Source organism: Burkholderia sp. HAN2018 (genome assembly GCF_024704855.1).
Classification (GTDB): domain Bacteria; phylum Pseudomonadota; class Gammaproteobacteria; order Burkholderiales; family Burkholderiaceae; genus Burkholderia; species Burkholderia cepacia.
The window spans coordinates 70,892-97,620 of sequence record NZ_QOBB01000004.1 but is presented as its reverse complement, the minus strand read 5'-3'; the positions used below and the strand labels follow the sequence as shown (position 1 = coordinate 97,620).

Sequence of the window (26,729 nt, the reverse complement as noted above, 5' to 3'; positions counted from 1 at the left end):
GCCACGTTCCGTCGATCAGGTTGGCGGTGCGAACGAGTTCGGTTCGGGACAGCGTAAGCGGCATGACAGGTCCTTGGATGAAGCGGGTCGGCGGAGGCGCGGGCGCGCGACTACCCCGCGCGGACAGCACGTTGCCGCGTTCGGGGTTGCCGCGCGCCGTCCGTCAGTGACGTTCGCCGAACAGCGATTCGAGCGGGTAGTGCCGTTTGACGAACGGCGATTTGATGATCACGTAACTGAAATACTTCTCGATGCCGATGTTCTGCTCGAGCAGCCCTTCGACGATCGTCTGGTAATGGCTGACGCTGCGCGTGATGAACTTCAGCAGATAGTCGTAGCCGCCGCTCGCGAGGTGGCATTCGACGATCTCGTCGACGTTGCGGATCGCCGCGACGAAGCGGTCGAAGTCCTCGCGCCGGTGGTCGGCCAGCGTGACCTCGGTGAACACGACCTGCACGTCGCCGAGCTTCTCGAGCTGGATGTGCGCGCCGTAGCCGCCGATGTAGCCGGCCTTCTCGAGCCGCTTCACGCGGATCAGGCAGGGGCTCGGCGACAGCCCGACCGCATCCGCCAGCTCGACGTTGGTCATGCGGCCGCGCTTCTGCAACTGGGAGAGGATGCGCAGGTCGATGCGATCCAGCTTGCTGTCCGTCATGTTCACGTGAGTCGGAAAAATGGAATGTCCGGTTACTTTAGAGTCGAACGATGGCCGCCACAAGCCCGGCTTTCCCTCGGCCGGTCAGGCCGGCTGCGCGTGCGCGGTGTCGAGGGCGCGCTGCACGCCCGGATCGGCCAGCACGTCGTCGAGCGTCTTGCGCACGCGTTCGAACATCAGGTCGAACTCGCCCGCGGTGAAGCTCAGCGCCGGCGCGAAGCCGAGCACGCCGTCGCCGAACGCGCGAAACACCACGCCGTTCGCGTAGGCCGCCGCCGCGATCTTGTCCGGCACGTTCAGCGCCGCGTCGAAGCGCGTCTTGTGCGCCTTGTCGGCGACCAGCTCGAGTGCGCCGAGCAGGCCGGCCGACCGCGCGTCGCCGACGAGCGGATGCGCGCGCAGCGCATCGAGCCCCGCCGCGAAGCGCGGCGCCAGCGCCTGGCCGTTCGCGAGCAGCCCGCCTTCGTGATAGAGCTTCAGCACCTCGAGGCCGATCGCCGCGCTGACCGGGTGCGCGGAATACGTATGGCCGTGCCCGACCACGGCCGACTCCGCACGGCTGCCCGCGATCCCTTCGTAGATTTCGTCGGACATCAGCACCGCGCCCATCGGCGCATAGCCGGCCGTCAGCCCCTTCGCGACGGTCATCAGGTCCGGATCGACCTGTTCGGTCTCGCACGCGAACAGCGGGCCCGTGCGGCCGAAGCCGGTGATCACCTCGTCGGCGACGAACAGGATGCCGAGGCGCCGGCACGCGTCGCGCATCGCCTTCAGCCAGCCGGCCGGCGGCACGATCACGCCGCCGGAACCCTGCACGGGTTCGCAGAAGAACGCGGCGACGTTGTCGGCGCCGAGTTCGGCAACCTTGGCTTCCAGCGCGGCCACCGACGCGGCGATCAGCGCCTGCGGATCGCCGCCGAGCGGATGGCGGTACGGGTAGGGCGACGGGATGTGGTGCTGGTCCGCGCGCGGCAGGTCGAAATGGCGGTGGAACGCGGGCAGCGCGGTGAGGCCCGCGCCGATCGACGACGAGCCGTGATAACCGCGCTCGAGCGCAATCATCTGCTTCTTCGACGGGCGGCCTGTCGCGTTGAAATAGTGCGTGATGAAGCGCACCGCGGAATCGATCGCGTCCGAGCCGCCGAGCGTGAAGTACACGCGGTTCAGCGACGGCGGCGCGAGCGCCGCGAGCCGTTCGGCCAGCTCGATCGCGGGCTGCGAGCCGAAATGGAAATAGCCGGTCGCGTAGGGCAGTTTCGCCATCTGCTCGGCGGCGGCCTTCACGATGCTGTCGCGGCCGTAGCCGACGTTGACGCACCACAGGCCCGAGAACGCATCGAGCAGCGTATGGCCGTCGGCGTCGCGCAGGAACACGCCGTCGGCGGATTCGAGCATGGTGACGCCGCGCGCCTCGTGCGCACGATAGTTGACGACGGGGTGGATCAGGTGTTGACGATCAGCTTCGATCAGCGCGGCGTGGTTCATGGCAGGGCGGGACTCTCGTCGGGTGTCAGCGATGAGTTCATGCTACCGGGCGAGCCGTCCTCATGCGTTTTCAATTTGCACTCTGAAACATACGAACGCGGCGTTTGTGCGGGGCGCTTCGGCATTTTCTGCTGCGCGCCCCGCCGGGCCGGGCGCACGCGTCAGTAACCGCGCGCGCGATCGACGACGCCGATCATCGGCTGCCCCGCGCGATGCCGCGCGAGGTTCGCGAGCACGGCCTCGACCGCGGTGTCCGGCCGCGTCGCGCTCGCGATGTGCGGCGTGATCCGGATGCGCGGGTGCGTCCAGAACGGATGGCCGGCCGGCAACGGTTCGGGGTCCGTCACATCGAGGATCGCGCTGTCGAGCCGGCCGCTCGCGAGCCCCGCGAGCAGCGCGGCTTCGTCGAGCTGCGGGCCGCGCCCGACCTGCACGAGCGACGCGCCCGCCGGCAGCGCATCGAACACGCGTGCGCCGAGCAGCCCGCGCGTGCCGTCGGTGAGCGGGAGCAGGCAGATCAGGATGTCGGTGCGGGCGAGGAACGCGTCGAGTGCCGCGTCGCCCGCGTAGCAGTCGATGCCGTCGAGCGTGCGCGGCGTGCGGCTCCAGCCGGCGCACGGGAAGCCGAAGCGGCGCAGCGTATCGAGCACGGCCTGGCCGAGCGTGCCGAGCCCGAGCACGCCGACGCGCCGCGATGCGGCCGCGCGCACCGGCTGCTCGCGCCACACTTGCGAGCGCTGCTGCGCCGTGTAGTCGAGCAGGTCGCGGTGGATCGTCAGCACGGCCTGCGTCACGTATTCGACCATGCCTTCGACGATGCCGGGCTCGATCATCCGCACGACCGGGATATGCGCAGGCACACGCGACAGGTCGAACTGATCGATGCCGGCGCCGACCGAGAACACGACTTCGAGATTCGGCAGCAGCGTGGCCGGATCGTCGGGCGGCTGCCACGCGGCGAGATAACGGACGGCTTCAGGATCGCCGAGGTCCGGCCAGATCCGGAACGGAAGCTCGGGCGCCTGTTGCGCGAAGCGCTGTGCCCATTGCGCACCGCGCACCGGGTCGGCCTTGTAGAGAAAGCTCATCGTCGGTACCGCTCAACCAAGGGCCTGGTTCACGATCGCGAACGCGCGCAGCGCCGGGTCGCGAGCGGGCGTTGCGCCGCGCGCCATGGCGACGACGGTATCGACGCGCGGCAGACCGAGCCCCTGCAGCCAGTCGGACAGCCCGCTGTCGCCCGGCACGTCGAGCCGCACGAACTTCCCTTCGTGCAGCGCGAGCCAGTGGCTGATCAGCGCCTGCGCGCGCTGCGCGTCCGGCGCAACTACCGGGCCGATCGCGTGGCCGCGGCCGAAGCGGCGGAACAGCGCGAAGCCGAGCAGTTCGCCGTCGCGATCGAGTGCGATGCCGTTCGCGACGCCGAGCAGCGCCTCGATCACCTCGTCGCGCCGATAACCCGCGGCCCGCGAGGCGAGCGCGGCAAGTCGCGGGCCGTCGTTTGCGCCGATGGGCCGCAGGCGCTCGCCGGGCGGCAGCGATATCAGCGGCGGCTGGAAGGCGGCACCCTGGTGCTGGTCGATCGTATCGATCACCTCGAACCCGAATTTCGCGTACAGCGGCTCGCCGGCCGGCGTCGCGTGCAGAAAAATGGTTCGCGTGCCGAAGCTGTCGACCACGCGGGTGAGCAGTTCGCGCCCAATGCCGCGGCCCTGGTGCTCGGGCGACACGATGACCATGCCGAGCGACGCGTGCGCTTCGCCGAAGCGCCAGCCGAGCGCGGTACCGACGATGCCGGTTTCGTCCTCGGCGACGAAGCCGTCGCCGAGCTGGAGCACGAAGCGCCAGTCGTCGAGCCGGTGCGGCCACTTGACTGCTTCCGACAGACGATGCGCGGCGGGCAGGTCGGTTTCGGCGAACCGACGATAAATAAGCGTGCGGGAAGGGTTGAGATCGGACACGCTGGACTCCGGATGGGTAGGAATGACATATCGACTCTGCCAGCGACACCGCGGCACGGATAGGATGATTCGCCTGTTTTCCTGCGACGGCGGGCGGCCGTGCAAGATCGACGCAAACCGGCTCGATCGGCGCGTGCGAACGCGCGGATCGTGCCGCCGAGGCCCGTCAATCCGACAGCGCCTGCTGTGGGAACGGCACTACGATGAAAACACCGGTGTCGCGGCCGCTTGCCGGCGAGCCGCCCCGCCGGTGCGGCGGGCGCGCGCCGGCAAGCGCCGCAGATCGTGCTGCCCGCGCCGCGCAACACGCGGCGATTCTGCGTTTTGGGCGGCGTCGAACGACGTGCGCCGGGTTTTTTGCCTTGATTCAATTTCATACCACCCAGCCCGTCCCCGGCCCTGCCGGGGCTTCACACCGACAGGACGTCACCATGATCCAATTTGAACCGAAGTACATCACGTTCGACTGCTACGGCACGCTGACCCGCTTCCAGATGGCGGACCTGGCGCGCGAGATCTACGCGGACCGGCTCTCGCCGGTCGCGATGGAGGATTTCGTGCGTGCGTTCGCCGCTTACCGGCTCGACGAGGTACTCGGCGCGTGGAAGCCGTACCGCGACGTCGTCGTCAACGCGATCCGGCGCACCTGCGCGCGAGTCGGCGTGAAGTTCGACGAGGCCGAGGCCGAGCGCTTCTATCATGCGGTGCCGACGTGGGGCCCGCATCCGGACGTGCCGGCGGGCCTGTCGCGACTCGCGACGAAGTACAAGCTCGTGATCCTGTCGAACGCAATGGACGAGCAGATCATGAGCAACGTCGACAAGCTCGGCGCGCCGTTCCATGCGGTGTTCACCGCGCAGCAGGCGCAGTCGTACAAGCCGCGGATGCAGGGCTTCGAGTACATGTTCGGCAAGCTCGGCTGCAAGCCCGAGGACGTGCTGCACGTGTCGTCGAGCCTGCGCTACGACCTGATGACGGCCGAGGATCTGGGCATCAAGCACAAGGCGTTCGTCAATCGCGGCCACGAGCCGGGCACGCCGTTCTACAACTACTACGAAGTGTCGGATATCGGCCATCTCGCGACGCAGCTCGGCCTGTAAGCCGCCGGGGCCGGCCGATCCATCGCACGACGGGACGCGGCCGCGATGCCGGCGCGCCCCGTCACGCGTTCGATCAGCGTACGAAACGAGGGTAATTACCGATATCGAGTCGTTCAAGGCGGGGCCGCCCCGGCCGATATATGTACCGAACGGTTAATATTTCGAGGCCCCCGCATGAAGTTGTCCACCAAACTGCTGATGCTCGTCGCCGCGGCGCTGCTCGGCGTCGTCCTGCTCGCCGCGTTGTCGCTGCACACGCTGCGCGACGCGCTGATCGACAGCCGCCGCGATGAGATCGTCATTCTGCTGACCAAGGCCGAGCATCTGGTCGATTCGTATCGCGCGCTGCAGACGAGCGGCACGCTCACGCAGGAGCAGGCGCAGCAGCAGGCCAAGGCCGCGCTGGCCGCGCTCAACGCGAATTCGAAGAGCTACTTCTGGGTCACGACGTCCGACGGCGTCAACCTCGTGCACCCGAACGCGAAATTCATCGGCACGCGCGCGAAAGGCAACCGCACGACCAGCGGCATGACCGACAGCGAGGCGTACCGCGCGGGGATGGCGCAGGCGCATTTCGCGCTCGTCGACGTGCTGATCAAGCGTAGCCCGGACGCGGACCTGGAGCCGAAGCTGCAGGGCGTGGTCGCGATTCCGGACTGGAACTGGTGGATCGGCACCGGATTTTTCTACGACGACATCAACGCGGCGTTTGCCCGGCTCGCGATGGCGCTCGGCGCCGTCGCGCTCGTCATCGCCGCGGCGCTCGCGGCCATCGCCTGGGGCGTGCTGCGCAGCGTCAGGCGCACGCTGGGCGGCGAGCCCGCGCATGCGACGCAGATCGCCGCCCGCATCGCGGCCGGCGAACTGGACGTGCAGTTCGATACGGCGCACGCCGCGCCCGGCAGCCTGCTCGTCGCGCTGGGCGACATGAAGGCGCGGCTGACCGACACCATCGCCGAGATCCAGACCACGACCCATTCGATCGCCACCGGCACCGGCGAAATCGCGCAAGGCAACCTGGATCTGTCGCAGCGCACGGAGCAGCAGGCCGCGTCGCTGCAGGAAACGGCGGCGAGCATGGAGCAGATCACGTCCACGGTCAAACAGAACGCCGACAACGCGCGCCAGGCGAATGCGCTCGTGGCCCAGGCCAAGGATGCGACCGAACTCGGCGGCGCCGCCGTGCAGGCGGTCGTCGAAACGATGCGGCAGATCTCGGATGGGTCGGTGCGGATCGCCGACATTACCGTCGTGATCGAAAGCATCGCATTCCAGACCAACATTCTCGCGCTCAACGCCGCGGTGGAAGCCGCGCGGGCCGGCGAGGAGGGGCGCGGGTTCGCCGTCGTCGCGTCGGAAGTCCGCTCGCTCGCGCAACGCAGCGCCGCGGCCGCGAAGGACATCAAGGGCTTGATCGACGCGTCGGTCGAGCGGGCCGGCAGCGGCAGCCGGCTCGTCGAGACGGCCGGCGAGCGCATGACGGAGATCGTCCGGTCGATCGACCGGGTGGCCGACATCATGGGCGAGATTTCGGCGGCGTCGGCCGAGCAAAGCACCGGCATCGAACAGATCGGGCTGGCGGTCGCGCAAATGGACGAAGTCACCCAGCAGAACGCCGCGCTCGTCGAGCAGGCGGCGGCGGCCGCTTCGTCGCTGGACGAGCAGGCGGCGCGCCTGCGGGCCGCCGTATCGGTATTCCGGCTCGCTGCCTGACGACTGCACGACTGCACGGGTCCGGTTTCCCGGCGGTCCCGTCATCCTCCCGTCTTCCCGCCAAGCCGTTCCGATCGAGCGGCATTCTTCTGAACTTTCCTGCGCGACGTCCCGTCGCGATCCCCACCGTCGACGCCCGTGCATGCGGCGATCTGCCGCAATACACCGTGCGTTTCAGCCGTCATCGGCATGCGGACACGCATTCGACACAAACGTGCGGTTTGCGTGTGCCAAACGCGCGCCGGATGCCGAACGGACAATTTTGTCGGCGCAATCTGCGGCGGCTGCGGCCTTACGATTTCCTGCATCGACACGGGTTGGGCAGCCGCCGCGACACGCCGCCGGGTACACGGCGACACGTGGGCGCACGCAGCAATTCATGCTGCGCGGGCGGCTCAAAACGGTCGATTCGTATCGTGCGGGCGGCCCGAATCGCGACAAACCGCATTTTGGCGATGCTTAAATGAATTCCATATGCATGACGTCGGGCTCGCCACCAGCAGGCGGGCGCGGCGGGTTTCTCGAATCACGCTGGACCCCAGGACCCACTTTCAACAGTCAGGAGCAGTTCGGATGAGCGACGATATCGACAACGGCGGCGGCAACGGTGGTTTCACTCGCCGCGACATGATGAAGGTCATGGCGGCGAGCGGCATGATGGCCGCCGGCGCCGGCGGACTCCTGATGAACCCCGCGAGCGCATTCGCGGCGCCCGCGGCGAAACGCGGCGGCAAGATCCGGGTCGCGAACGAATCCGGTTCGACGGCCGATACGCTCGACCCGGCCAAGGGCTCGACCGGCGCCGACTACATTCGCTTCTTCATGTTCTACAGCGGCCTCACGCAGCTCGACGCGAGCCTGACGCCGCAGATGAACCTCGCCGAGTCGCTGCAGACCACCGATGCGAAGACGTGGGTCATCAAGCTGCGCAAGGGCGTCACGTTCCACGACGGCAAGTCGGTCGGCCCGGCCGACGTGGTGTATTCGCTGATGCGCCACAAGAACGCCGCCACCGCATCGAAGGTCAAGCCGCTCGCCGACCAGTTCGCCGACGCGAAGGCGAGCGGCCCGGACGAAGTCACGCTCACGCTGGTCAGCGCGAATGCCGATCTGCCGGTGATTCTCGCGACGCCGCAGCTCGTGATCGTCAAGGACGGCACGACCGACTTCAGCACCGGCATCGGTTGCGGCCCTTACAAGCTCAAGTCGTTCAAGCCGGGCGTGTCGACCGTCGGCGTGCGCAACGACAGCTACTTCAAGCCGGGCCGGCCGTATCTCGACGAGATCGAGCTGATCGGTATCGGCGACAGCGCCGCGCGCCTGAACGCGCTGCTGTCGGGCGACGTGCATCTGATCAACGCGATCGATCCGCGCTCGACGCAGCGGGTCTCGTCGACGCCGGGCTACGCGCTGAAGGAAACCAAGTCGGGCCTCTACACCGACCTGATCATGCGCAGCGACAACCCGATCGTCTCGAATCCCGATTTCGTCGAAGGGATGAAGTACCTGTTCGATCGCGAGCAGATCCGCTCGGCGGTGTTCCGCGGCTACTCGGTGATCGGCAACGACCAGCCGATTCCGCCGGGGCATCGTTACTTCAACGCGTCGCTGCCGCAGCGCGCGCACGATCCGGACAAGGCGAAATTCCTGCTCCAGAAGGCGGGCGCGCTGGGCGTCACGCTGCCGCCGATGTATGCGACGTCCGACGCGAACGGGTCGGTCGAGATGGCCGTGCTGCTGCAGCAGGCCGGCCAGAAGATCGGGCTGAACCTGCAGGTCAATCGTGCGTCGCCCGACGGCTACTGGTCGAACCACTGGATGAAGCACCCGCTCACCTTCGGCAACATCAACCCGCGCTCGAGCGCCGACGTGCTGTTCACGCAGTTCTTCAAGTCGGATGCGCCGTGGAACGAGTCGGGCTGGAAGAACGCGAAGTTCGACCAGCTGCTGCTCGCCGCGCGTTCGGAAACCGACGACGCGAAGCGCAAGCAGATGTACGGCGACATGCAGGTGATCGTGTCGCAGCAGGGGCGGGTCGGCATTCCGGCCTTCATCAGCTTCCTCGACGGTTATGACAAGCGCCTCGCCGGTCTCGGTTCGATCCCGACCGGCGGGATGATGGGCTTCATGTTCGCCGAGCACGTGTGGTGGAACGCGTGACGTCGTTGCTGGCGGCCGCTTTGCGGCCGGTGCGGGCGACCGCGCCGGCCACGCGCGGCCTTTTCGGGAGTGTCGCTTCATGAACCGAATTCTCATCGGCCTGATCGTCCGACGCATCGCGGTCACCGCGCTGACGTTGCTGATCGTGTCCGCGATCATCTTCACGATCACGAACCTGCTGCCCGGCGACGCCGCGCAGGCCGCGCTCGGCCAGTCGGCGACACCGGAGACGGTTGCCGCGCTGCGCCAGCAGTTCGGCCTCGACATGCCCGCGCACGTGCGTTACGCGCACTGGCTCGCCGGCCTGATGCACGGCGATTTCGGCCGTTCGCTGTCCGGCGACATGCCGGTGTCGGAGATGATCGGCGGACGCCTGCCGAAGTCGCTCACGCTTGCGGCGATCACGACCGCCGTGTCGGTGCCGATCGCGCTGCTGCTCGGCATCCTCGCGGCGGTCAAGCGCGAGTCGCTGGTCGACCGCGTGATCAGCCTCGGCACGCTGTCGCTCGTCGCGACGCCGGAATTCCTGATCGCGACCGTCGCCGTGCTCGTGTTCGCCGTGAAGCTGCGCTGGCTGTCCGCGTTGTCGTACAGCGGCGAGATCGAAAGCCTGCACGATTTCCTGCGTGCGTATGCGATGCCGGTGCTGACGCTGTGCGCGGTCGTGATCGCGCAGATGGCACGCATGACGCGCGCCGCGGTGATCGAGCAGTTGAGCGCGTCGTATGTCGAGATGGCCGTGCTCAAGGGCGCGAGCCCCGCACGCGTCGTGCTGCGCCATGCGTTGCCGAACGCGATCGGCCCGATCGCCAATGCGATCGCGTTGAGCCTGTCGTATCTGCTCGGCGGCGTGATCGTCGTCGAGACGATCTTCAACTATCCGGGCCTCGCGAGCCTGATGGTCGATGCCGTCAGCAACCGCGATTTCCCGCTGGTCCAGGCGTGCACGATGATCTTCTGCGTCGCCTACCTGACGCTCGTGCTGTTCGCCGACCTGTGCTCGATCGTGTCGAACCCGCGACTGCGGACCTGACCGTCCCGTCCTTCTTCCGAGATGCCGCCCATGCACCCGACCGACCCCGTTCAACGCAGCAACACGCTGCCGCCGTCCGGCGAACCGCGCCCGCCGTGGGGCGGCGCGACGCCGCCCGCCGCCCCGGCCCCCGACCAGCCGCGTAAGCGCCGTTCCGCACGCATCGAATTGACGGCCGGCGGCCGTGTCGGCCTGTCGATGGTCGGGCTGATGCTGTTCATCGCGGTGTTCGCCCCGCTGCTCGCGCCGCACGACGTGGGCGCGATCGTCACGCCGGACGTGTTCGCGCGGTTCAGCGCGAAGCTGCCGTTCGGCTCCGACTTCCTCGGCCGCGACATGCTGAGCCGGATCCTGTACGGCACGCGTCTGACCGTGCTGCTCGCGCTCGCCGCGGTGCTGCTCGCCGCGCTGACCGGCACGACGCTCGGGCTGCTCGCGACCGTGTCGGGCCGCGCGGTCGACGAGACGATGAGCCGGCTGCTCGACGCGCTCACGTCGATTCCGTCGAAGATGTTCGCGCTGATGTTCGTCGCCGCGTTCGGCTCGTCGCTGCCGCTGCTGGTCCTGACCGCCGCGGTCAGCTACATGCCGGGCTCGTACCGGATCGCGCGCGCGCTGGCGGTCAACATCAGCACGCTCGAATTCGTGCAGGTCGCGAAGGCGCGCGGCGAGAGCGCGCTGTACATCGCGTGCGTCGAGATGCTGCCGAACATGATTCATCCGATGCTCGCCGACACGGGCCTGCGCTTCACGTTCGTCGTGCTGCTGCTGAGCGGCCTGAGCTTTCTCGGGCTCGGCGTGCAGCCGCCGTATGCGGACCTTGGCTCGCTCGTGCGCGAGAATATCGCGAGCCTCGGCGACGGTTCGGCTGTCGCGATCATGCCCGCGGTCGCGATCGCGATCCTGACGGTGGGCGTCAACCTGTTGATCGACGGTCTGCCGCATCGCGGCCGCCGCAAGGGCGCGGCCGCGGCCGCCGGAGAACACTGATGCGAGATCAATCGACTCCGCTCGTCGAGGTGCGCGGGCTGCGCGTTGTCGGCGGTCGCCCGGGCGCCGCGGAAACGACGATCGTCCACGACGTCGACTTCGAGATCGGGCGCGGCGAGGTGCTCGCGCTGATCGGCGAATCCGGCTCGGGCAAGACGACGATCGCGCTGTCGCTGATGGGCCACGCGCGCACCGGCTGCCGGATTGCCGGAGGCTCGGTGAAGATCGGCGGCACGGACGTCTGCAGGCTGTCGGCGTCGGGCCTGGCCGCGCTGCGCGGCCGCAAGGTCGCGTATATCGCGCAGAGCGCGGCTGCCTCGTTCAACCCGTCACGCACGATCCTCGACCAGGTGATCGAGAGCGCGCTGATTCACCGGACGATGTCGAAGCGCGATGCGCAGGCAAAGGCGGTCGAGCTGTTCCGCGCGCTCGCGCTGCCGGAGCCGGAGACGATCGGCAAGCGCTATCCGCACCAGGTGTCGGGCGGGCAGTTGCAGCGGCTGATGGCCGCGATGGCGCTGATCACCGATCCGGAGCTCGTGATTCTCGACGAACCGACCACGGCGCTCGACGTCACCACGCAGATCGACGTGCTGCAGGCGTTCAAGAGCGTGATCCGGCGCTACGGGATGAGCGCGGTCTACGTGTCGCACGACCTGGCCGTGGTCGCGCAGATGGCCGACCGGATCGTCGTGCTGAGCGACGGCGTGATCCGCGAGACGGGCGACACCGAACAGATCCTGCATGCGCCGGCGCACCCGTACACGCAGAGCCTGATCGCGGCGGTCACGCCGAACGATGCGCAACGCGACGGCAAACCGGCGCCGGCCGACCCGGCGCCGTTGCTCGAGGTGCGCGGCGCGGTCGCCGGCTACGGCGGCCGCAACGCGAAGGGCTGGCCCACGAAGCTGATCCTGAACGAAGTCGACCTGCGCATCGGGCGCGGACAGACGGTCGGCGTGATCGGCGAATCGGGCTCCGGCAAGACGACGCTCGCCAAGGTGATCGCGGGCCTGGTGCCGGCGGCGGCCGGGAAGATCCTGCTCGACGGCGAGCCGCTCGCGCGCGATATCGGCAAGCGCACCAAGGAGCAGCACCGGCGGGTGCAGATCGTGTTCCAGAACGCCGACACCGCGCTCAATCCGGTGCATACCGTCGAGCGCACGCTCGCGCGGCCGCTCGCGTTCTACCACGGGATCAAGGGCGCGCGTGCGCGGCAGCGCGTCGCGGAGCTGCTCGAACTCGTGCGGCTGCCGCAGGCGGTGGCCGCGCGGCGCACCGGCGAGCTGTCGGGCGGGCAGAAGCAGCGCGTGAACCTCGCGCGTGCGCTCGCGGCCGAACCCGACCTGATCCTGTGCGACGAAGTCACGTCGGCGCTCGACACCGTGGTCGGCGCCGCGATCATGGACCTGCTGCGCGACCTGCAGGCGAAGCTCGGCGTGTCCTACGTGTTCATCACGCACGACATCGCGAAGGTGCGCGCGATCAGCGACGACATCGTCGTGCTGTATGCGGGCCGCCGCGTCGAGACGGGCAGCCGCGACGCATTGTGCGCGCCGCCTTATCACCCGTATTCGCACCTGCTCGTGTCGTCCGCGCCGGAGCTGCGCGCGGGCTGGCTCGACGATGCGGCCGAGCGCTGCCATCGGCCGCTGGTGCCGATCGGCGAGCGCGCGGACGACGGCGAGCTGTGTCCGTTCCTGTCGCGCTGCGCGATGCGGGTGGACGGCCTCTGCAACCGGACGCCACCGGTGCTGCGCAAGCTCGACAACGGCGCGCAGGTGCTGTGCCATCGCAACGAGGAAGACCTGGCGCGCTTCCAGGCCGAGCCGACGCAGGCGGGTGCCGCGCCCGGGCAGCCCGTGCAGCTGTAATGCGCGACACGCCGCCGTTCGGCGCGCGCGACGTGGCGGCCGGTGCACCGCATAGTCTGCTGCGGCGGTCGCGCAAAACGGCGATTTGCGCGCGTGCCGTGCGCGAATACGCGGCAACTGCGGTTTTTGATGGTGATTAAATGATTTCCCGTGAACGGCAGCCAATCGTCGTCGCCAACAAGCTCGAGAAGGACCCGATGAAATTCGAATCGTACTGGCTGGATACCCGTCCCGCATTTCGCGCGGGCTGCGAGGGCCCCGTCGAAGGGCGCGCCGACGTGGTCGTGATCGGCGGCGGCTTTACCGGCTTGTCGGCGGCGCTCGCGCTGGCGCAGCGCGGCGTATCGGTGGTCGTGCTCGAAGCCGCGCAGGTCGCGGGCGAAGCGTCCGGCCGCAACGGCGGCCAGTGCAACACGGGCGTCGCGCAGGATTACGCGTCATTGGCCGCGCGCATGGGCGCGGAGCCGGCGAAGCAGTTCTATCGCGCATACGAAAGCGCGGTGAAGAGCGTCGAGACGATCGTCGCCGAACACGCGATCGACTGCGATTTCCGGCGCGCGGGCAAGCTGAAGCTCGCCGCGAAGCCGCAGCATTTCGCGGGGCTGGCGAAGACGTTCGACGCGTTGCGGCGCGACGTCGATCCGGACATCGAACTGATCGAACCCGAGCGGATTCGCGATGAAGTCGCGTCCGACGGCTTCTACGGCGGACTCTTGCAGCGCAACGGTGCGCAGATGCACATGGGCAAGTTCGGTGTCGGGCTTGCGCACGCGGCGGTGCGCGCGGGTGCACGCGTCTACGAGCATGCGGCCGTCACGCAGCTGGACCGGCTCGACGGCGAGCGGCACGCGATTACCTGCGCGCGCGGCAGGATCGTCGCCGATCGCGTGCTCGTCGCGACCGGCGCATCGCAGCACGGCCCGTTCGGATGGTTCCGGCGGCGCATCGCGCCGGTCGGCAGCTTCATCGTCGTGACCGAGCCGCTCGCCGACGCGCAGTTGAACCGGCTGTTCCCGCATCGCCGTGCGTACGTGACGTCGCGCCAGATCGGCAACTACTTCCGCGTGACGCCCGACAACCGGCTGCTGTTCGGCGGCCGCGCCCGCTTCGCGATGTCGAGCCCGCGCTCCGACGCGAAAAGCGGCGACATCCTGCGCGCCGGCATGGCCGGCTATTTCCCGGAACTGGCCGACGTCCGGCTCGACTACTGCTGGGGCGGGCTGGTGGACATCACCGCCGACCGGCTGCCGCGCGCGGGCCAGCACGACGGACTCTATTACTCGATGGGCTACAGCGGCCACGGCGTGCAGATGTCGGTGCACATGGGCCGCGTCATGGCCGACGTGCTGTATGGCGCGACGGCCTCGAATCCGTGGCGCGAGCTCGACTGGCCGGCGATGCCCGGACATTTCGGGCACGCGTGGTTCCTGCCGTTCGTCGGCGCGTATTACCGGGTGCAGGATTTCCTGCACTGAAGCGGGCGCCGGGGAGAATTCAACATGAAAGCGCGTTTCGTTTGCCCGTCAGCGGGCGTCGCCTCGCCGGCCGTGACACCGCAGGCGGCGACATGAGGACTGCCAGCATGCTCGACCTGATTCACGATTCGGTCGAAGACACGACGCCATGCACACCGCGCGTCGCGCGGCCCGTCTCGCCGGCGATCGGCGATGTGCTGCGCACGATCGACGCGTCGTTCGCGCAGCCGCTGAATCTCGACACGCTCGCGGCGGTGGCCGGGTTGAGCGTATCGCGTTTCACCGCGCGCTTTCGCAGCGAAACCGGGTTGTCCCCGCACCGGTATCTGTGCCTCGTCCGGGTGCGGCGCGCGCAGGACCTGTTGCGCGCCGGTGTGGCGCCGTCGGTCGTCGCGACCGACGTCGGGTTCTTCGACCAGAGCCATCTTTGCCGGCATTTTCGGCGGGTGCTCGGGATCACGCCGCGCGATTGCGTGGTCGCGCGACCGGGCGGTGCATCGGCGCGCACGACGTCGGCGCGCGCGCACACCGAACGCCGCGCGGGCGCAAGTGCGGGCGGCGTGCACACCTGACGGGATTCCGGCGGGTTCGCCGGCGAACGGAGATTTCCAATATTGCGCGACGGTTTTTCGATCCGGCCGCCGCGCACTGCAGAGGAGCAGAAATGACCGCAGCTTTCGTGTTGCATCGTGCCGACGGCGCGCCTTGTTCCACCTCGTTCCGCAAGCAGGCATTCGGCGAGGGCGATCCTTTTGCGCGACATCGGGAGATCGCCTGGGAAGGGCCCGACTCGATGGCCGCGGGACGTATCGCCTTCGTCGGCGAACTCGACGTGGCGCGCTTTCCGCACATCGAAACGATCGCGGTCATCGAAGGCGAGCTGACGCTCGAAGCGGCCGGGGCCGCGCCGCTGGTGCTCGGGCCGGGGGAAGGGGCAGTCATCGGCGCCGGCACGGCGCTTCGCATCACCGCGGAATCGCGCGTGTTGTTGATGTTCTGCGCAGCCGCGTGCACGACGCCGACGAAACATGGCCTGTTTCCGCTGCGGGCCGACGCCGACTTCAAGCCTTCCGCATCGCTGCCGCCCGAGGTGCTGCTCGGCCCCGCACCGCAATGCCGCAGCGACAACGTGTTCCTCGACGACGGCGCCGGGTATTGCGCCGGTACGTGGGATTCGACGCCCTATCACCGGATCGTTCGCCCGCATCGCGTCAACGAGTTCATGCTCCTGCTGGCCGGCAGCGTGCGATTCGCCGCCCCCGACGGCAGCGTGCTGTCGCTCGGCACTGGCGATGCGCTGTTCGTGCCGCGCGGCGTATCGATCGGGTGGGAAAGCAGCGAACGCGTCGCGAAGTTTTACGTCGTGCAGAACGTACGTGCCTCAACCGAACGAGACTGACCATGTCCCCACCGCTGCGCCTTATAGAAACCTCGCCCACGCCGCCGGCATCGGCCGACGTCGTCGTGATCGGCGGCGGCATCATCGGCGTCTTTACCGCCTATTACCTGGCCCGGCGCGGGGTATCGGTCGCGCTCGTCGAGAAGGGGCGAATCGGCGCCGAGCAGTCGAGCCGCAACTGGGGCTGGTGCCGGCAGCAGAACCGCGACGAACGCGAATTGCCGATGGCGAGCAAGAGCATCGATCTGTGGGAACGATTCGCCGCCGAATCCGGCGAAGACACCGGCTTTCATCGCTGCGGGCTGTTGTATCTGAGTAACGACGAGGCCGAGCTGTCGCGCTGGGCCAACTGGGGCGAGTTCGCGAAGACCGCGGGCGTGACGACATACATGCTCGACCGCAAGCAGGCCACCGAGCGCGGGCATGCGACCGGGCGGACGTGGAAAGGCGGCGTCTTTTCGCCGACCGACGGCACGGCCGACCCGGAGAAGGCCGCACCGGCCGTCGCCGCCGCACTGATGAAGCTCGGCGGCAGTGTCCACCAGCACTGCGCGGCGCGCGGCATCGAACTCGAGGGCGGGCGTGTCGGCGGCGTCGTCACGGAGGCCGGCGTCATCAAGACCAGGACGGTCGTGCTTGCCGGCGGCGCATGGGCGTCGTCGTTCTGCCGCCAGCTCGGCATCCGCTTTCCGCAGGCGTCGATCCGTCAGTCGATCCTGAGCGTGTCGCCTGTCGAGCATCCGCTGCCGGATGCGATGTATACGTCCGGTGTGTCCGTGACGCGCCGCAGCGACGGACGCTACGCGCTGGCGATCAGCGGTCGCGCGCGCGTGGACGTGACGCCGCAGTTCCTGCGATTCGCGCCGCAGTTCTTGCCGATGTTCGCGAAGCGCTGGCGCAATCTTCTGCCGGGCTGGCTCGAAGGCGTGCGCGGCGGGCATGAAACGCTGAAGCGCTGGCGGCTCGATGAACCGACGCCGATGGAGGCGGTACGCATTCTGGATCCGAAACCGGACATGCCGACGGTCAACGAGACCCACCGCCGCGCCGCCGAACTGTTTCCCGAACTTCGCGACGCGAAGATCACGCACGCATGGGCCGGCTTCGTCGACAGCACGCCGGACGGCGTGCCGGGCATCGGCGAAGTGCCGGGTGTGCCGGGGCTGATCCTTGCCGCGGGCTTTTCCGGTCACGGCTTCGGCATCGGGCCGGGCGCCGGGCATCTGATCGCGGATCTCGCGACCGGTGCGCAACCGCTGGTCGACCCGGTGCCGTATCGGCCGGAACGGTTCAGCGATTCCGCGTGGGGCAAGGTCGCGGATTTCTAGTACGCGGGGCGATGGCGGCCACGGCGCGGACCGTGGTCATGCCGATGGCGCGAATCGTCGACGGACGGTCGAAGGATGCGCCCATCTCAACCCGTCGACAAGCTTCGATCGGCCCGTTATATCCGACCGCTTCGGCAGACCGTCGTTCGTGCCGTTCGCGGGCGTGCAGCACCGCCTCAAGGACATCCTGCAATGAATTCATCCGTCATTTCCCCCGTTCGTCACCTGATGCAAGCCGGCAGGCTGGATCGTTTCTTCATCGACGGCGACTGGGTCCTGCCCGACGGCGGCGACCGGTTCGCGGTCGTGTGCCCGTCCACCGAGGACACGGTGTGCGACATCCCGCTCGGCAGCGCACGTGACGCCGACCGGGCCGTCACCGCCGCGCGCCGTGCGTTCGAACGGTGGTCGGCCACTTCGCCGCAGGCGCGCGCCGCGCTGCTCGATCGCATCCACACGTTGATGCTGGAGCGGGCGGAACTGTTCGCCACGGCGCTGGCCACCGAGATGGGTGCGCCGATCGCCTATGCGCGCGCCGCGCACGTGCCGCTCGCGGCCGAGCATATCCGGGTCGCGCGCGACAATCTCGCGCGCTATCCGTTCGTTTCCCGACGCGGGACGACCGCGATCGTGCGCGAGCCGATCGGCGTGTGCGCGCTGATCACGCCGTGGAACTGGCCGATCTACCAGATCACCGCGAAGGTCGGCCCGGCGCTCGCGGCCGGTTGTACGGTCGTCCTGAAACCCAGCGAGCTGTCGCCGCTCAGCGCATTGCTGTTTGCGGAAGTGATCGCCGACGCGGGGGTGCCGGCAGGCGTATTCAACCTGGTGAGCGGCAATGGTGCGGAGGTCGGCTCCGCGCTTTCTTCGCATCCGGAGGTCGACATGGTGTCGATTACCGGATCGACCCGCGCGGGCGTGCTGGTCGCGCAGGCAGCCGCGCCGACCGTCAAGCGCGTCGCGCAGGAACTCGGCGGCAAATCGCCCAACATCGTGTTGCCGGATGCGGACTTGCAGCAGGCGATCGCACCCGGCGTGGCCGCCGCGTTCAGGAACATGGGCCAGTCGTGCAGCGCACCGACCCGCATGATCGTGCCGCGCGCCGCGCTCGGCGCGGTCGAGGCGCTGGCCGTCGCGGCAGTGGAGCGGCTGGTGGTCGGCGATCCGTTCGCCGAGGCGACGACGCATGGGCCGCTTGCCAATCGCGCGCAATTCGGGCGGGTCGCGCAGATGATCGATGCAGGCATCGACGAACGGGCGAAGCTCATCGCCGGCGGCCCGGGGCGGCCGGCGGGATTCGATCGGGGCTTCTATGCGCGGCCGACCATTTTTTCCGACGTGCGCACCGACATGACGATCGCGCAACAGGAGATTTTTGGTCCGGTCCTGGCGATCCTTCCCTACGACACGGTGGAAGAAGCGATCGCCATTGCGAACGACACGGTGTACGGGCTCGGCGCGCATGTGCAGGGCAGCGACCACGAAAGCGTGCGCGCGGTGGCCGCCCGCATCCGGGCAGGGCAGGTGCACTTGAACTATCCGGCATGGGATCCGCAGGCGCCGTTCGGCGGCTACAAGCAGTCGGGCAACGGCCGCGAGTACGGGATCGAAGGGATGGAGGACTACATGGAAATCAAGTCGATCATCGGCTTTTACGACTGACGCAGCCGCTGCGTGCGAACGCGGCGGCAGCACGGACTGGAAGCCGCTTACTTTCGGAAGGTGCCGAAATTGGAAAAACCTGTCATTCCCGATACGTCGCTGCAAGCGCATCACGCGCACTGGGCAAGGCTGCGGCGCGATCTGCATGCGCATCCCGAGCTGCGATTCGAAGAACACCGGACCGCCGACGTCGTAGCCCGCGAGCTCGACGCGCTCGGCTATGCGGTATCGCGTGGGCTGGGCGGTACGGGCGTCGTCGCGAGCCTGCCCGGTGTGGACCCGGCGCGCGGCATCGTGCTGCGTGCGGATCTGGATGCACTGCCGATCCAGGAAGCCAACGACTTCGCGCACGCATCGTGCACGCACGGGATCATGCACGCATGCGGGCACGACGGCCATACCGTCATGTTGCTCGGCGCCGCGCGCATCCTGAAGGAGCTGCCGCCATTGCCGGGTGCCGTTCATTTCGTGTTTCAGCCGGGCGAAGAGGGCGGCGCGGGCGCGCGCAAGATGATCGACGACGGGCTGTTCGAGCAATACCCGACCGAAGCGGTGTTCGGCATGCACAACTGGCCCGGCTTGCCTGCCGGGCATTTCGGATTGCGTACCGGCCCGATCATGGCCGCGGGCTCGCGCTTCAGGATCAAGGTGACCGGCAAGGGCGCGCACGCGGCGCAGCCGCATCTGGGCATCGATCCCGTTCCGCTCGCGTGTTCGATGGTGCTGCAGTGTCAGACCATCGCCGCGCGGCACAAGGATCCCGTGGACCCTGCGGTCATTTCCGTCTGCATGATCCATGCGGGCACGACGGACAACGTCATTCCGGACAGCGTCGAGCTGCGCGGGACGATTCGCACGCTGTCGTCCGCGTTGCAGCAGAAACTGCAGACAGACGTGCAGCTCACGTGCGAGGGGCTGGCGCGCGCGTATGGCGCGCAGGTCGACGTCGAGTTTTTCCAGTATTACCCGGCGACGGTCAACACGCCGGCCGAGACGGCGCTGTGCGAGGCGGTGATCGGCGACACGTTCGGTGGCGAACGCCTGTACCGCGACGTGCCGCCGAACATGACGTCGGAGGATTTCGGCTTCATGCTGGAGGAGCGGCCCGGCGCTTACGTGCTGATCGGCAATGCGCCGGAGGGCGCGGCGGCACCGTCGCTGCATCACCCGAAATACGATTTCAACGACGAAATCATCCCGGCCGGTGTCCGGTATTGGGTCGCGCTGGCGCAGCATTACTACAGGCGATCGTCGTGAATGCGTGCCTGATATCGGGGCGCGGCATCGTGCTGCGCTAGCTATGGGACGTGCGCACGCTGCTCGACAGCGTGCGCACTCGTGCAGGTGCTGCCCGGCGTCGCGCAGCCCGCGAACGTGTGGGCGGTGTATCCGGCACGGCTGGCTGCGTCGGCGAAGGTGCGGGCGTGCGTCGACTTTCCGGCGGACGTATTCGGCCGCATGGCCTGGCCGGCCGTGTTCAGTGCCAACCTCCGCCGTGTCACGGCCGTCGTATCGTCAGGCCACGCTGCCGAGGCGCGTCGCCAAATGACCGCATGCGATGAAAGCCATCCTGGTAGCTGATTGACGATTGCAGGAAGATCGTCTTTTGTCATACGACAAAGGTTTCACGCTCTCCGACAAGTTCGCCTGTCCACAGGCGAATTGCGCCAGGCAGGACCGTCTTCACGGAACCGCGCAAATTCTCAGGATCGAAACGTTCTGACATGCAGGCCGTCGAGCCACACGATTCGTGATCCATAGCATTTTTCACCCCACCGGCTCGGCCGCAAACCAGGCGCAGAGTCGAAATGCATTTCCTCTCCCCCTGCCGGCATCGATGATCCCTGGAGCCGGTACCACCGTGCATCGCCGCCGCGCGTTTCTTTGGCGTTACGTTTTTTTTGCGTTGCGATGTCGTCCTCCTTCGTCTGTTGCCGGCCCGCTTCGGTGGAACGGTGCCTGGCATCGTTAATGCATGTGTGGTCGGTGTGATGAGCAAACGAGGGCCGCAGCTGCACGCTCGACACACGCATCGGGTGTCTGCCGTTTGCGGGTGCAGTCGCGGTCATCACAGGGCGACGTGACCGACGCCGGTGGCGGTTCCGTCGTCACGCGAGTGACGATGCGTGGCGCAATTCGTATGAGGTTGTTTCAGGCATCGACGTCCCCCAGGGTTCGCGATCGCCAGACATTCAATGCTCAGGCCAGGCGTTGTTCCGATGACATACCTCCGGTTTTCACGCAGAGACCAGTGAAAGGAGTTCTCCAATGAAATCCCCACTCAAGCTTGCCGTGGCATGTGCAGCGATCTTGTCCGCGACGGCATTGATGAGCCCCGTTTGCAACGCGGGAGCGTCCGGTGCTTCCGCCTCACACAAACGCGTCGAGCCGCCACCGCGCGCGGCCGTCGCGACGGAGATCGTGCCAGGCGTGGCGGAAGACGAGAAGCGGAATGCCGAGCGCGAGCATGGCAGGGGACCGACCTTCAACGAAGGCAAACATCGTCGGGCCAACGGCGACTTTCAGCGCGACTAAGCACGAAGGAGATCACAATGAAGAAGCTCATCCTCGCATGGGTGCTGGTGCTCGGATTCGCATTCGGCCAGATGCCGTCCACCGTGCTCGCCCAGACCACCACGGCGAACGTCCTCGTGCTCTATGACGCCCCACCGAACGACCCGTACACGAAGCTCGGCATGGCTTACGCGATCATGCTGCGCAATCTGCTTGGCCATTTCAACACCAATGTCACGCTTGCGCCCGTCGACAGCTATACGGCCGGAACCGTCGAAAAGTACCAGGCGACTTTCTACCTGGGGAACTATTACAACAACACCCTTCCTGCCGCATTTCTGTCGGACGTCGTCAAGACGTCGAAGACGGTGGTCTGGTTCAAGGACAACCTGTGGGAAGTCGCGTGGGATCCGTCGTACAACTTCACGGCCCGCTACGGATTCACCTTTAGCGGCATAAGCGGGCTGGCCTACGCGCCGACCAGCAGCAACCCGAACCCGGACTTCTTTGACACGGTGCTCTACAAGAACATGAGCATGGTCAAATACTATGCGTTCAACGCGAGCACCGGCGTCGTCAGCGCGGACCCGGACATCGGCATCACCGCGGTGTCCGACGCGACGAAGGCCAGTGTACTCGTCACCATCAAGGACAGTCAGACCGGCGCGCAGGCGCCGTATGTCATGCGCGCGGGCAATTTCTGGTACTTCGCCGACATGCCGTTCTCGTACATCGGGCCGCGCGACCGGTACCTGGTGATCTGCGATCTGCTGCATGACATTCTCGGGACCAACCAGCCGGTGCTGCATCGCGCGATGGTGCGTCTGGAAGACGTCAACGCGTTCACGACCTCGTCGTCGATGAAGACGCTGACCGACTACATGTATTCCAAGAAAATTCCGTTTTCGATTGCGACCATCCCGCTGTACCAGGATCCGCTCGGCGCCTATAACGGCGGTGTGCCGCTGACCGTACACCTCGCGCAGGCGAGCAGCCTGAAGCAGGCGCTCAATTACGCGCTGATCCGGGGCGGCAGTATCGTGATGCACGGTTACACGCATCAATACAATTCGACGCCGAATATCGACAACGCGGTCAGCGGCAATGACTATGAGTTCTGGCTGGCGACGCAGAACCGTCCGGTGGACGAAGATTCGACACAGTGGGCATCGAACCGTCTGAAAGCGGGCCTGCTGGAACTGTCGACGAACGGCTATGTTCCCTTTGCGTGGGAAGCGCCGCACTACCAGTCGTCGCCCCTTTCGATCAAGGCCGTTCCGCCGCTGTTCAAGACGACGTACCAGCGGGTCGTCTACTACACGTCGGATCAGCCGAACCTGAATTCGACCGCACCGAATCACGATTTTTCGGTCGGGCAATTCTTCCCGTACATCATCAATACCGACTATTACGGGCAACGGGTGCTGCCCGAGAACCTCGGGAACATCGAATACAACATCTGCGGTATCGATCCGTTCTCGTGTCTGTCCTATACGTGGCAGGATCTCTACACGAATGCACAGTACGCGCTGACGGTTCGGGATGGTTTCGCGTCATTCTTCTTCCATCCGTTCTGGCTCGAGCCCGATCTCGGCACGCCCGGGTTCCAGGATTTCCAGAGCCTGGTGAACGGGATCACCGGTCTCGGCTTTCAGTGGGTCGCCGGGAATGGTGTCAAGTAGATGATTCCGGAATCGGGAGGGAGCCGGGGAACCGGGCTCGACTCCCTCGCCGGGTTCGATGGCGCTACGTTTCACTTCGCCTGATGGGGAGTGAGATAAATCCAAGGGGATCGGGCCGGAAAATCTGCTCGCGGCCGCACACGTCTTTCTATTGCGCCCCGCCGTACTGGCAGACCGAGGGCTACGGCGTTGCATTTCCGTTCGAGGAGTACGAGCAGATGGCGGCCACCATGCGGACCTGCGCCGGCAAGATCATGGTCAGCATCAACAACCATCCGGATATCCGGCGGGTGTTCGAGGGGTTCGAGATGGAGAGGGCCAGCCTCAACTACACGGTAGGCAAGAGCGGCCGCGATGCCGCGCGCGGCGAACTGATCGTGTACAGCGGGGATCGGGCGGCCGCGCCGGCCGGGCTGTTCCAGGCAATGCGGTAAAGTATCGCCTTCGCAGGGGGCCACGCTGAGAGAGCAGCGCCCTTGCTGGACCAGGAGAAAAATTGAATAGCCGAAAACCGCTACACCTACGGCACCTGGCACAATCTGCGGCCCGTCGACGTCTTTGCCCTGGTGGCGCTCGACGAGACACGCAAGCAACTCGGCCTGGACGATCTGGCCGCCGCGTCGGCAATGCTGCTCGGTCAGGGCGACGTTCCTGTTCCGGGCAAGTTCGCTGGTGCTACGCCGGGGACTTCCGTCGCCTCGCTTGCCGCCCGGAAACTGTTTCCCCAAATACTGCCGTTTCGCCTGCCGATGATCACGGGCGTCGGGTTGTCCGGTATTCGAATCTCCTTCACCCGCCGCCTCGGCGCGTGGGTCGGCCGGACGATTCCGGTCGTAGGCGAGGTGTGCCTGGCTCGCGATGCGTTCCTGATCATGCGCAATACCGTGACGACCTACAACCGACTCGTGAAGCCCGAGGATCGGGTGCTCTGAGCCATGAAAGACGATACCTGGGAACGTTTTGAAGCCTTCACCCGTAAGGAACTCGGCCGGCCATTGTTCGGTGGCCAGTTGAACCTTCAGCCGGAATCGCGGCTTGAGGAGGATCTCGGCGTGACCGGCCTGGATGGGGTTGAGTTCATCGACAAGTGGGCCGAGACGTTCGGCGTCGACGCCCAAGGGTTCCCGTACCGGCGCTATTTCGGCCCGGAAGGCCAGGAACTGCTGTCGTCGCTCATTGGGTTGTTCGTGAAGCGGCTGCGGCCGCCGAAGCGCCACCCGCTGACGCTCGGCATGCTGGCGGAGGCAACGCGACGTGGGAAGTGGGATACGGACGCGATCGAGGCTGCTGCAGGGGAGTGATCGTATTTGATAGGACCGGTCGGCGTAGCCGACCGGTCTTTTTCATTGGCGGAAATATAGTTGAGCCACGTGAAATTTTTCCATCCACCCATTTATCGCGCGTCAGCCGGTGCATTTATCGCGCGCGGCTTCATTCGCCGGAACGACCCGGGCGCGGCGCACGGTCGTTTCGCATGGACGTCGCCGCTGGTCGGAGGCGACGTTGCACGGATCGATCGCTGTGCCGGTTACGCCGCCGACAGCACGATCGACACCCCCGTCGCCGTATAGACCGGCGTCGCCTTGAAGCCGTCGACGGTCACCGTCGAGAATTTCGCCGCGCCCGCTGCCGCGTCGATCAGCGCGATGGTGTCGCCGGCCTTCGGCGCATAACCGTTCACGAATTTCACGTGCAGCGTGCCGCCGGCGACGGTGAACGCGCCGCCCACGCGCAGGCGGCCGCCGCCGTTGCCGTCGATGTCGAGTTCGAGCGTCGTGTTGTCGAGCTGCGTATAGCGCGTCGCGATCGTGACGGGCGCACCCGCCGCGATCCGGATGCCGCCGCCGGCGCCGACATACACGTCGCCGTTGCCGAACGCCGTCGCGGACGCCGCGGCGAGCGTGCCGCCGCTGACCTGCGTGCCGCCCGTATAGCTGTTGTTGCCCGCGAGCGTCAGCGCGCCGCTGCCTTGCAGCGTCAGCTTGCCGGTGCCCGTGATGTCGTTGCGCCACAGGTCGGCGGCGTTGAGGCCGCCCTTCGACGCATCCATCGCGACGATCACGTTGCCGTTGAATGCGCCGTAACCGTCGGCGGCCGCGAACAGGTTCAGCCGGCCCCAGCCTTCCGCATCGTCCATCACCGGGTAGCCGGACGGCAGTTCGGTGGTCTTCAGCACGACGCGCCGCTGATCCGCGCCCAGGTACGGGAAACGCGTCTGCAGCAGGATCTCCGCCCCCTTCGGCACGACCGGCGGCGCACCGGTCGCGTCGAGCGCGCCGAAGCCGTAGGTCATGCGGCGCGCGAAGGCCGCCTTGTTCGTCGCGTAGTCGGCGAAGCGGTCGGTCGCCGTCGTGCCCGAGCGCGCGAATGCCGCGAACGTCGAACCGGTCGTGCCGGTGAGCTGCTGCAGCGTCTGGTGCGCCTGCCCGTAGGCGGCCTGCGCGTCGTTCGCGTACGCCGCGAGATTGGCCGCGCTGATCGCCAGCGCGAGCATGCGCCCGCCGATCACGTCGAGCGGCGAGTGCATGCCGGCGAGGATGCGGTTCTCGCCGAGTTCGAGGCCGCGGCTGACCATTTCCTGGTAGCGCTCCGGCACGAGCCACGCCATCGTCACGGCGTCGCGCATCGCTTCCGCCTGGTGGCCGCTGATGAACCCGCCGTCGGTCGCGGGCGTCGTGCTTTCCGCGGGCACGAGCGTGGGGGCGACGACGACGCTCGTGCTCCAGCGGTACGGCCGCGCGTACTTGTAGAAGCGTTTCGCGGGTTCGGTCGACGCGTTGTTGCCCATCTCGTTGAGCAGGTCGACGACTTTCCCGAAGCTCGCGTTCGCGCTGCCGCCCACGCCCACGTTGTTGCCCGTGTCGTTGTACAGGACGGTCGTCGCGTCGGCCGGCACGCTGGTGATGCTGGTCGTCTGCTGCGCGGCGGTGCGCCATGCGGAAGTGAGCGGCCCCATGCCGTCGGTCACGCTGTAGCCCTTGCCGCGCCGGTCGTCGTAGTACGCGGCGTCGGCTTGCTGCGGCGTGCGCGCGGTCGTCGCGTTGACCACGTATTGCACGTTCGCCCGCAGCACCGCGTCGTTCAGGATCGTGCCGCACGGCGTGCCGTTGCCGGGCAGCCCCGTGCAGGTCGACGGCGAAATGGCCGGAAACGCGCCGTTGGCCGGCGCGCTCACGCCCGCATCGACGAGCATCGTCGACGGCTGCCACAGGTCGAGGAAGCGGCTGACCACGCGCACCGCGGCGTTCGTCGACAGCGTGGCGTAGCGCGCGTCGCCGCGCTGGTTGGTCGCGACGTTGTCGACGAAGGCGGGCACGCTCGGAACCGGCGCGCTGTCGACGAAACCGGGATCGGCCGGCGGCGCCGGCATGGCCGCGCTGGTCGGGGTGGTCGAGGCGACATCGTCGCCGCCGCCGCACGCGGCGAGAACGATCGCGCTCGACAGCGCGGCGACATGCAGCGGGAAACGGCTTCGTGACGCAAACATGCAAGACTCCATCCTGATGGTCAAAGATGGCGAATTGTGGTGACGATTCGTTACGCGGCCGTTAAGGATTTGTTGCGTGTCGTGCTCCGTGCGCGAAAATTCCCACTATCTGGTTAATTCCAGATACTGAACATCTCGGATGCCATTTTTACGCACCCGAGAGGGATATGTAGCGGCGTGCCGCTACGCGCCGGCCATACGCGTGGATGGC

At 67.1% G+C, this 26,729-nt stretch carries 23 protein-coding genes and 1 pseudogene; 19 read left to right on the top strand and 5 right to left on the bottom strand.

The features are described 5' to 3' along the window. Window positions 1–163: 163 nt before the first annotated feature. From DPV74_RS01945 to DPV74_RS01930, 4 genes are all read right to left on the bottom strand, one after another. Window positions 164–655 (bottom strand): Lrp/AsnC family transcriptional regulator, encoded by a 492-nt coding sequence (locus DPV74_RS01945; protein WP_006749694.1) that lies wholly within the window; start codon window positions 653–655, stop codon window positions 164–166. A gap of 84 nt (window positions 656–739) precedes the next feature. Continuing rightward, window positions 740–2,140, bottom strand: coding sequence for an aspartate aminotransferase family protein (locus tag DPV74_RS01940; RefSeq protein ID WP_119336416.1), 1,401 nt, complete (start codon window positions 2,138–2,140; stop codon window positions 740–742). Window positions 2,141–2,301: 161 nt separating this feature from the next. Then, on the bottom strand, window positions 2,302–3,228 hold the full coding sequence (locus tag DPV74_RS01935; protein WP_119336415.1) for a glyoxylate/hydroxypyruvate reductase A: 927 nt from the start codon (window positions 3,226–3,228) through the stop codon (window positions 2,302–2,304). Window positions 3,229–3,240: 12 nt separating this feature from the next. Beyond that, the gene (locus DPV74_RS01930; RefSeq protein WP_027792827.1) at window positions 3,241–4,101 is read right to left on the bottom strand and encodes a GNAT family N-acetyltransferase; all 861 of its coding nucleotides are present in this window, start codon (window positions 4,099–4,101) and stop codon (window positions 3,241–3,243) included. A gap of 431 nt (window positions 4,102–4,532) precedes the next feature. Here DPV74_RS01930 and DPV74_RS01925 point away from each other — a divergent pair, with 431 nt between their 5' ends. The 19 genes and pseudogenes from DPV74_RS01925 to DPV74_RS01835 all read left to right on the top strand — a co-directional run bounded on the left by DPV74_RS01925 (window position 4,533) and on the right by DPV74_RS01835 (window position 24,332). Further along, window positions 4,533–5,201 carry a haloacid dehalogenase type II gene (locus tag DPV74_RS01925; RefSeq protein WP_021156521.1) on the top strand — a complete coding sequence of 223 codons (669 nt, stop codon included), beginning with the start codon at window positions 4,533–4,535 and terminating at the stop codon, window positions 5,199–5,201. A gap of 174 nt (window positions 5,202–5,375) precedes the next feature. Continuing rightward, window positions 5,376–6,914, top strand: coding sequence for a methyl-accepting chemotaxis protein (locus DPV74_RS01920; RefSeq protein WP_091921966.1), 1,539 nt, complete (start codon window positions 5,376–5,378; stop codon window positions 6,912–6,914). A gap of 573 nt (window positions 6,915–7,487) precedes the next feature. After that, window positions 7,488–9,074 carry an ABC transporter substrate-binding protein gene (locus tag DPV74_RS01915; RefSeq protein ID WP_027792825.1) on the top strand — a complete coding sequence of 529 codons (1,587 nt, stop codon included), beginning with the start codon at window positions 7,488–7,490 and terminating at the stop codon, window positions 9,072–9,074. A 79-nt stretch (window positions 9,075–9,153) separates the two neighbouring features. Then, complete coding sequence (locus DPV74_RS01910) at window positions 9,154–10,107, top strand: ABC transporter permease (RefSeq protein WP_048027389.1); 954 nt, start codon at window positions 9,154–9,156, stop codon at window positions 10,105–10,107. 30 nt (window positions 10,108–10,137) lie between these two features. After that, on the top strand, window positions 10,138–11,097 hold the full coding sequence (locus DPV74_RS01905; RefSeq protein WP_027792823.1) for an ABC transporter permease: 960 nt from the start codon (window positions 10,138–10,140) through the stop codon (window positions 11,095–11,097). Then, window positions 11,097–12,971 carry an ABC transporter ATP-binding protein gene (locus DPV74_RS01900; protein ID WP_119336414.1) on the top strand — a complete coding sequence of 625 codons (1,875 nt, stop codon included), beginning with the start codon at window positions 11,097–11,099 and terminating at the stop codon, window positions 12,969–12,971. Before DPV74_RS01905 ends, DPV74_RS01900 begins: the two co-directional genes overlap by 1 nt. Then, window positions 12,971–13,111, top strand: coding sequence for a hypothetical protein (locus DPV74_RS01895; protein WP_155706102.1), 141 nt, complete (start codon window positions 12,971–12,973; stop codon window positions 13,109–13,111). The genes DPV74_RS01900 and DPV74_RS01895 overlap by 1 nt, the downstream gene beginning before the upstream one ends. Beyond that, window positions 13,112–14,446 (top strand): FAD-binding oxidoreductase, encoded by a 1,335-nt coding sequence (locus tag DPV74_RS01890; protein ID WP_205571876.1) that lies wholly within the window; start codon window positions 13,112–13,114, stop codon window positions 14,444–14,446. 107 nt (window positions 14,447–14,553) lie between these two features. Next, window positions 14,554–15,018 (top strand): helix-turn-helix domain-containing protein, encoded by a 465-nt coding sequence (locus DPV74_RS01885; protein WP_051363326.1) that lies wholly within the window; start codon window positions 14,554–14,556, stop codon window positions 15,016–15,018. Between the two features lie 92 nt (window positions 15,019–15,110). Then, the gene (locus tag DPV74_RS01880; RefSeq protein ID WP_119336413.1) at window positions 15,111–15,845 is read left to right on the top strand and encodes a cupin domain-containing protein; all 735 of its coding nucleotides are present in this window, start codon (window positions 15,111–15,113) and stop codon (window positions 15,843–15,845) included. 2 nt (window positions 15,846–15,847) lie between these two features. After that, entirely contained in the window at window positions 15,848–17,173 is a 1,326-nt protein-coding gene (locus tag DPV74_RS01875) for an FAD-binding oxidoreductase (RefSeq protein ID WP_059699513.1), read from the top strand. Window positions 17,174–17,365: 192 nt separating this feature from the next. After that, on the top strand, window positions 17,366–18,835 hold the full coding sequence (locus DPV74_RS01870) for an aldehyde dehydrogenase family protein (protein WP_060316328.1): 1,470 nt from the start codon (window positions 17,366–17,368) through the stop codon (window positions 18,833–18,835). A 69-nt stretch (window positions 18,836–18,904) separates the two neighbouring features. Next, window positions 18,905–20,092: a M20 aminoacylase family protein gene (locus DPV74_RS01865; RefSeq protein ID WP_119336412.1), complete on the top strand. Its 1,188-nt coding sequence runs from the start codon at window positions 18,905–18,907 to the stop codon at window positions 20,090–20,092. Window positions 20,093–20,103: 11 nt separating this feature from the next. Continuing rightward, window positions 20,104–20,296 (top strand): annotated as a pseudogene (locus DPV74_RS01860) (LysR family transcriptional regulator); the annotation flags it as partial. Between the two features lie 807 nt (window positions 20,297–21,103). Then, a complete protein-coding gene (locus tag DPV74_RS01855; RefSeq protein WP_124535498.1) occupies window positions 21,104–21,370 on the top strand; it encodes a hypothetical protein in 267 nt (88 codons plus the stop codon). 17 nt (window positions 21,371–21,387) lie between these two features. After that, window positions 21,388–23,031 carry a DUF2334 domain-containing protein gene (locus DPV74_RS01850; RefSeq protein ID WP_027792814.1) on the top strand — a complete coding sequence of 548 codons (1,644 nt, stop codon included), beginning with the start codon at window positions 21,388–21,390 and terminating at the stop codon, window positions 23,029–23,031. 218 nt (window positions 23,032–23,249) lie between these two features. After that, a complete protein-coding gene (locus DPV74_RS01845; protein WP_162922923.1) occupies window positions 23,250–23,465 on the top strand; it encodes a DNA methyltransferase in 216 nt (71 codons plus the stop codon). A 66-nt stretch (window positions 23,466–23,531) separates the two neighbouring features. Then, entirely contained in the window at window positions 23,532–23,963 is a 432-nt protein-coding gene (locus DPV74_RS01840) for an STM2901 family protein (protein WP_063812879.1), read from the top strand. 3 nt (window positions 23,964–23,966) lie between these two features. After that, on the top strand, window positions 23,967–24,332 hold the full coding sequence (locus DPV74_RS01835; RefSeq protein ID WP_027792812.1) for a DUF1493 family protein: 366 nt from the start codon (window positions 23,967–23,969) through the stop codon (window positions 24,330–24,332). A 227-nt stretch (window positions 24,333–24,559) separates the two neighbouring features. Here the strand turns inward: DPV74_RS01835 and DPV74_RS01830 are convergent, their stop codons facing one another. Beyond that, on the bottom strand, window positions 24,560–26,518 hold the full coding sequence (locus DPV74_RS01830; protein ID WP_119336409.1) for a phosphatase PAP2 family protein: 1,959 nt from the start codon (window positions 26,516–26,518) through the stop codon (window positions 24,560–24,562). Window positions 26,519–26,729 lie beyond the last annotated feature (211 nt).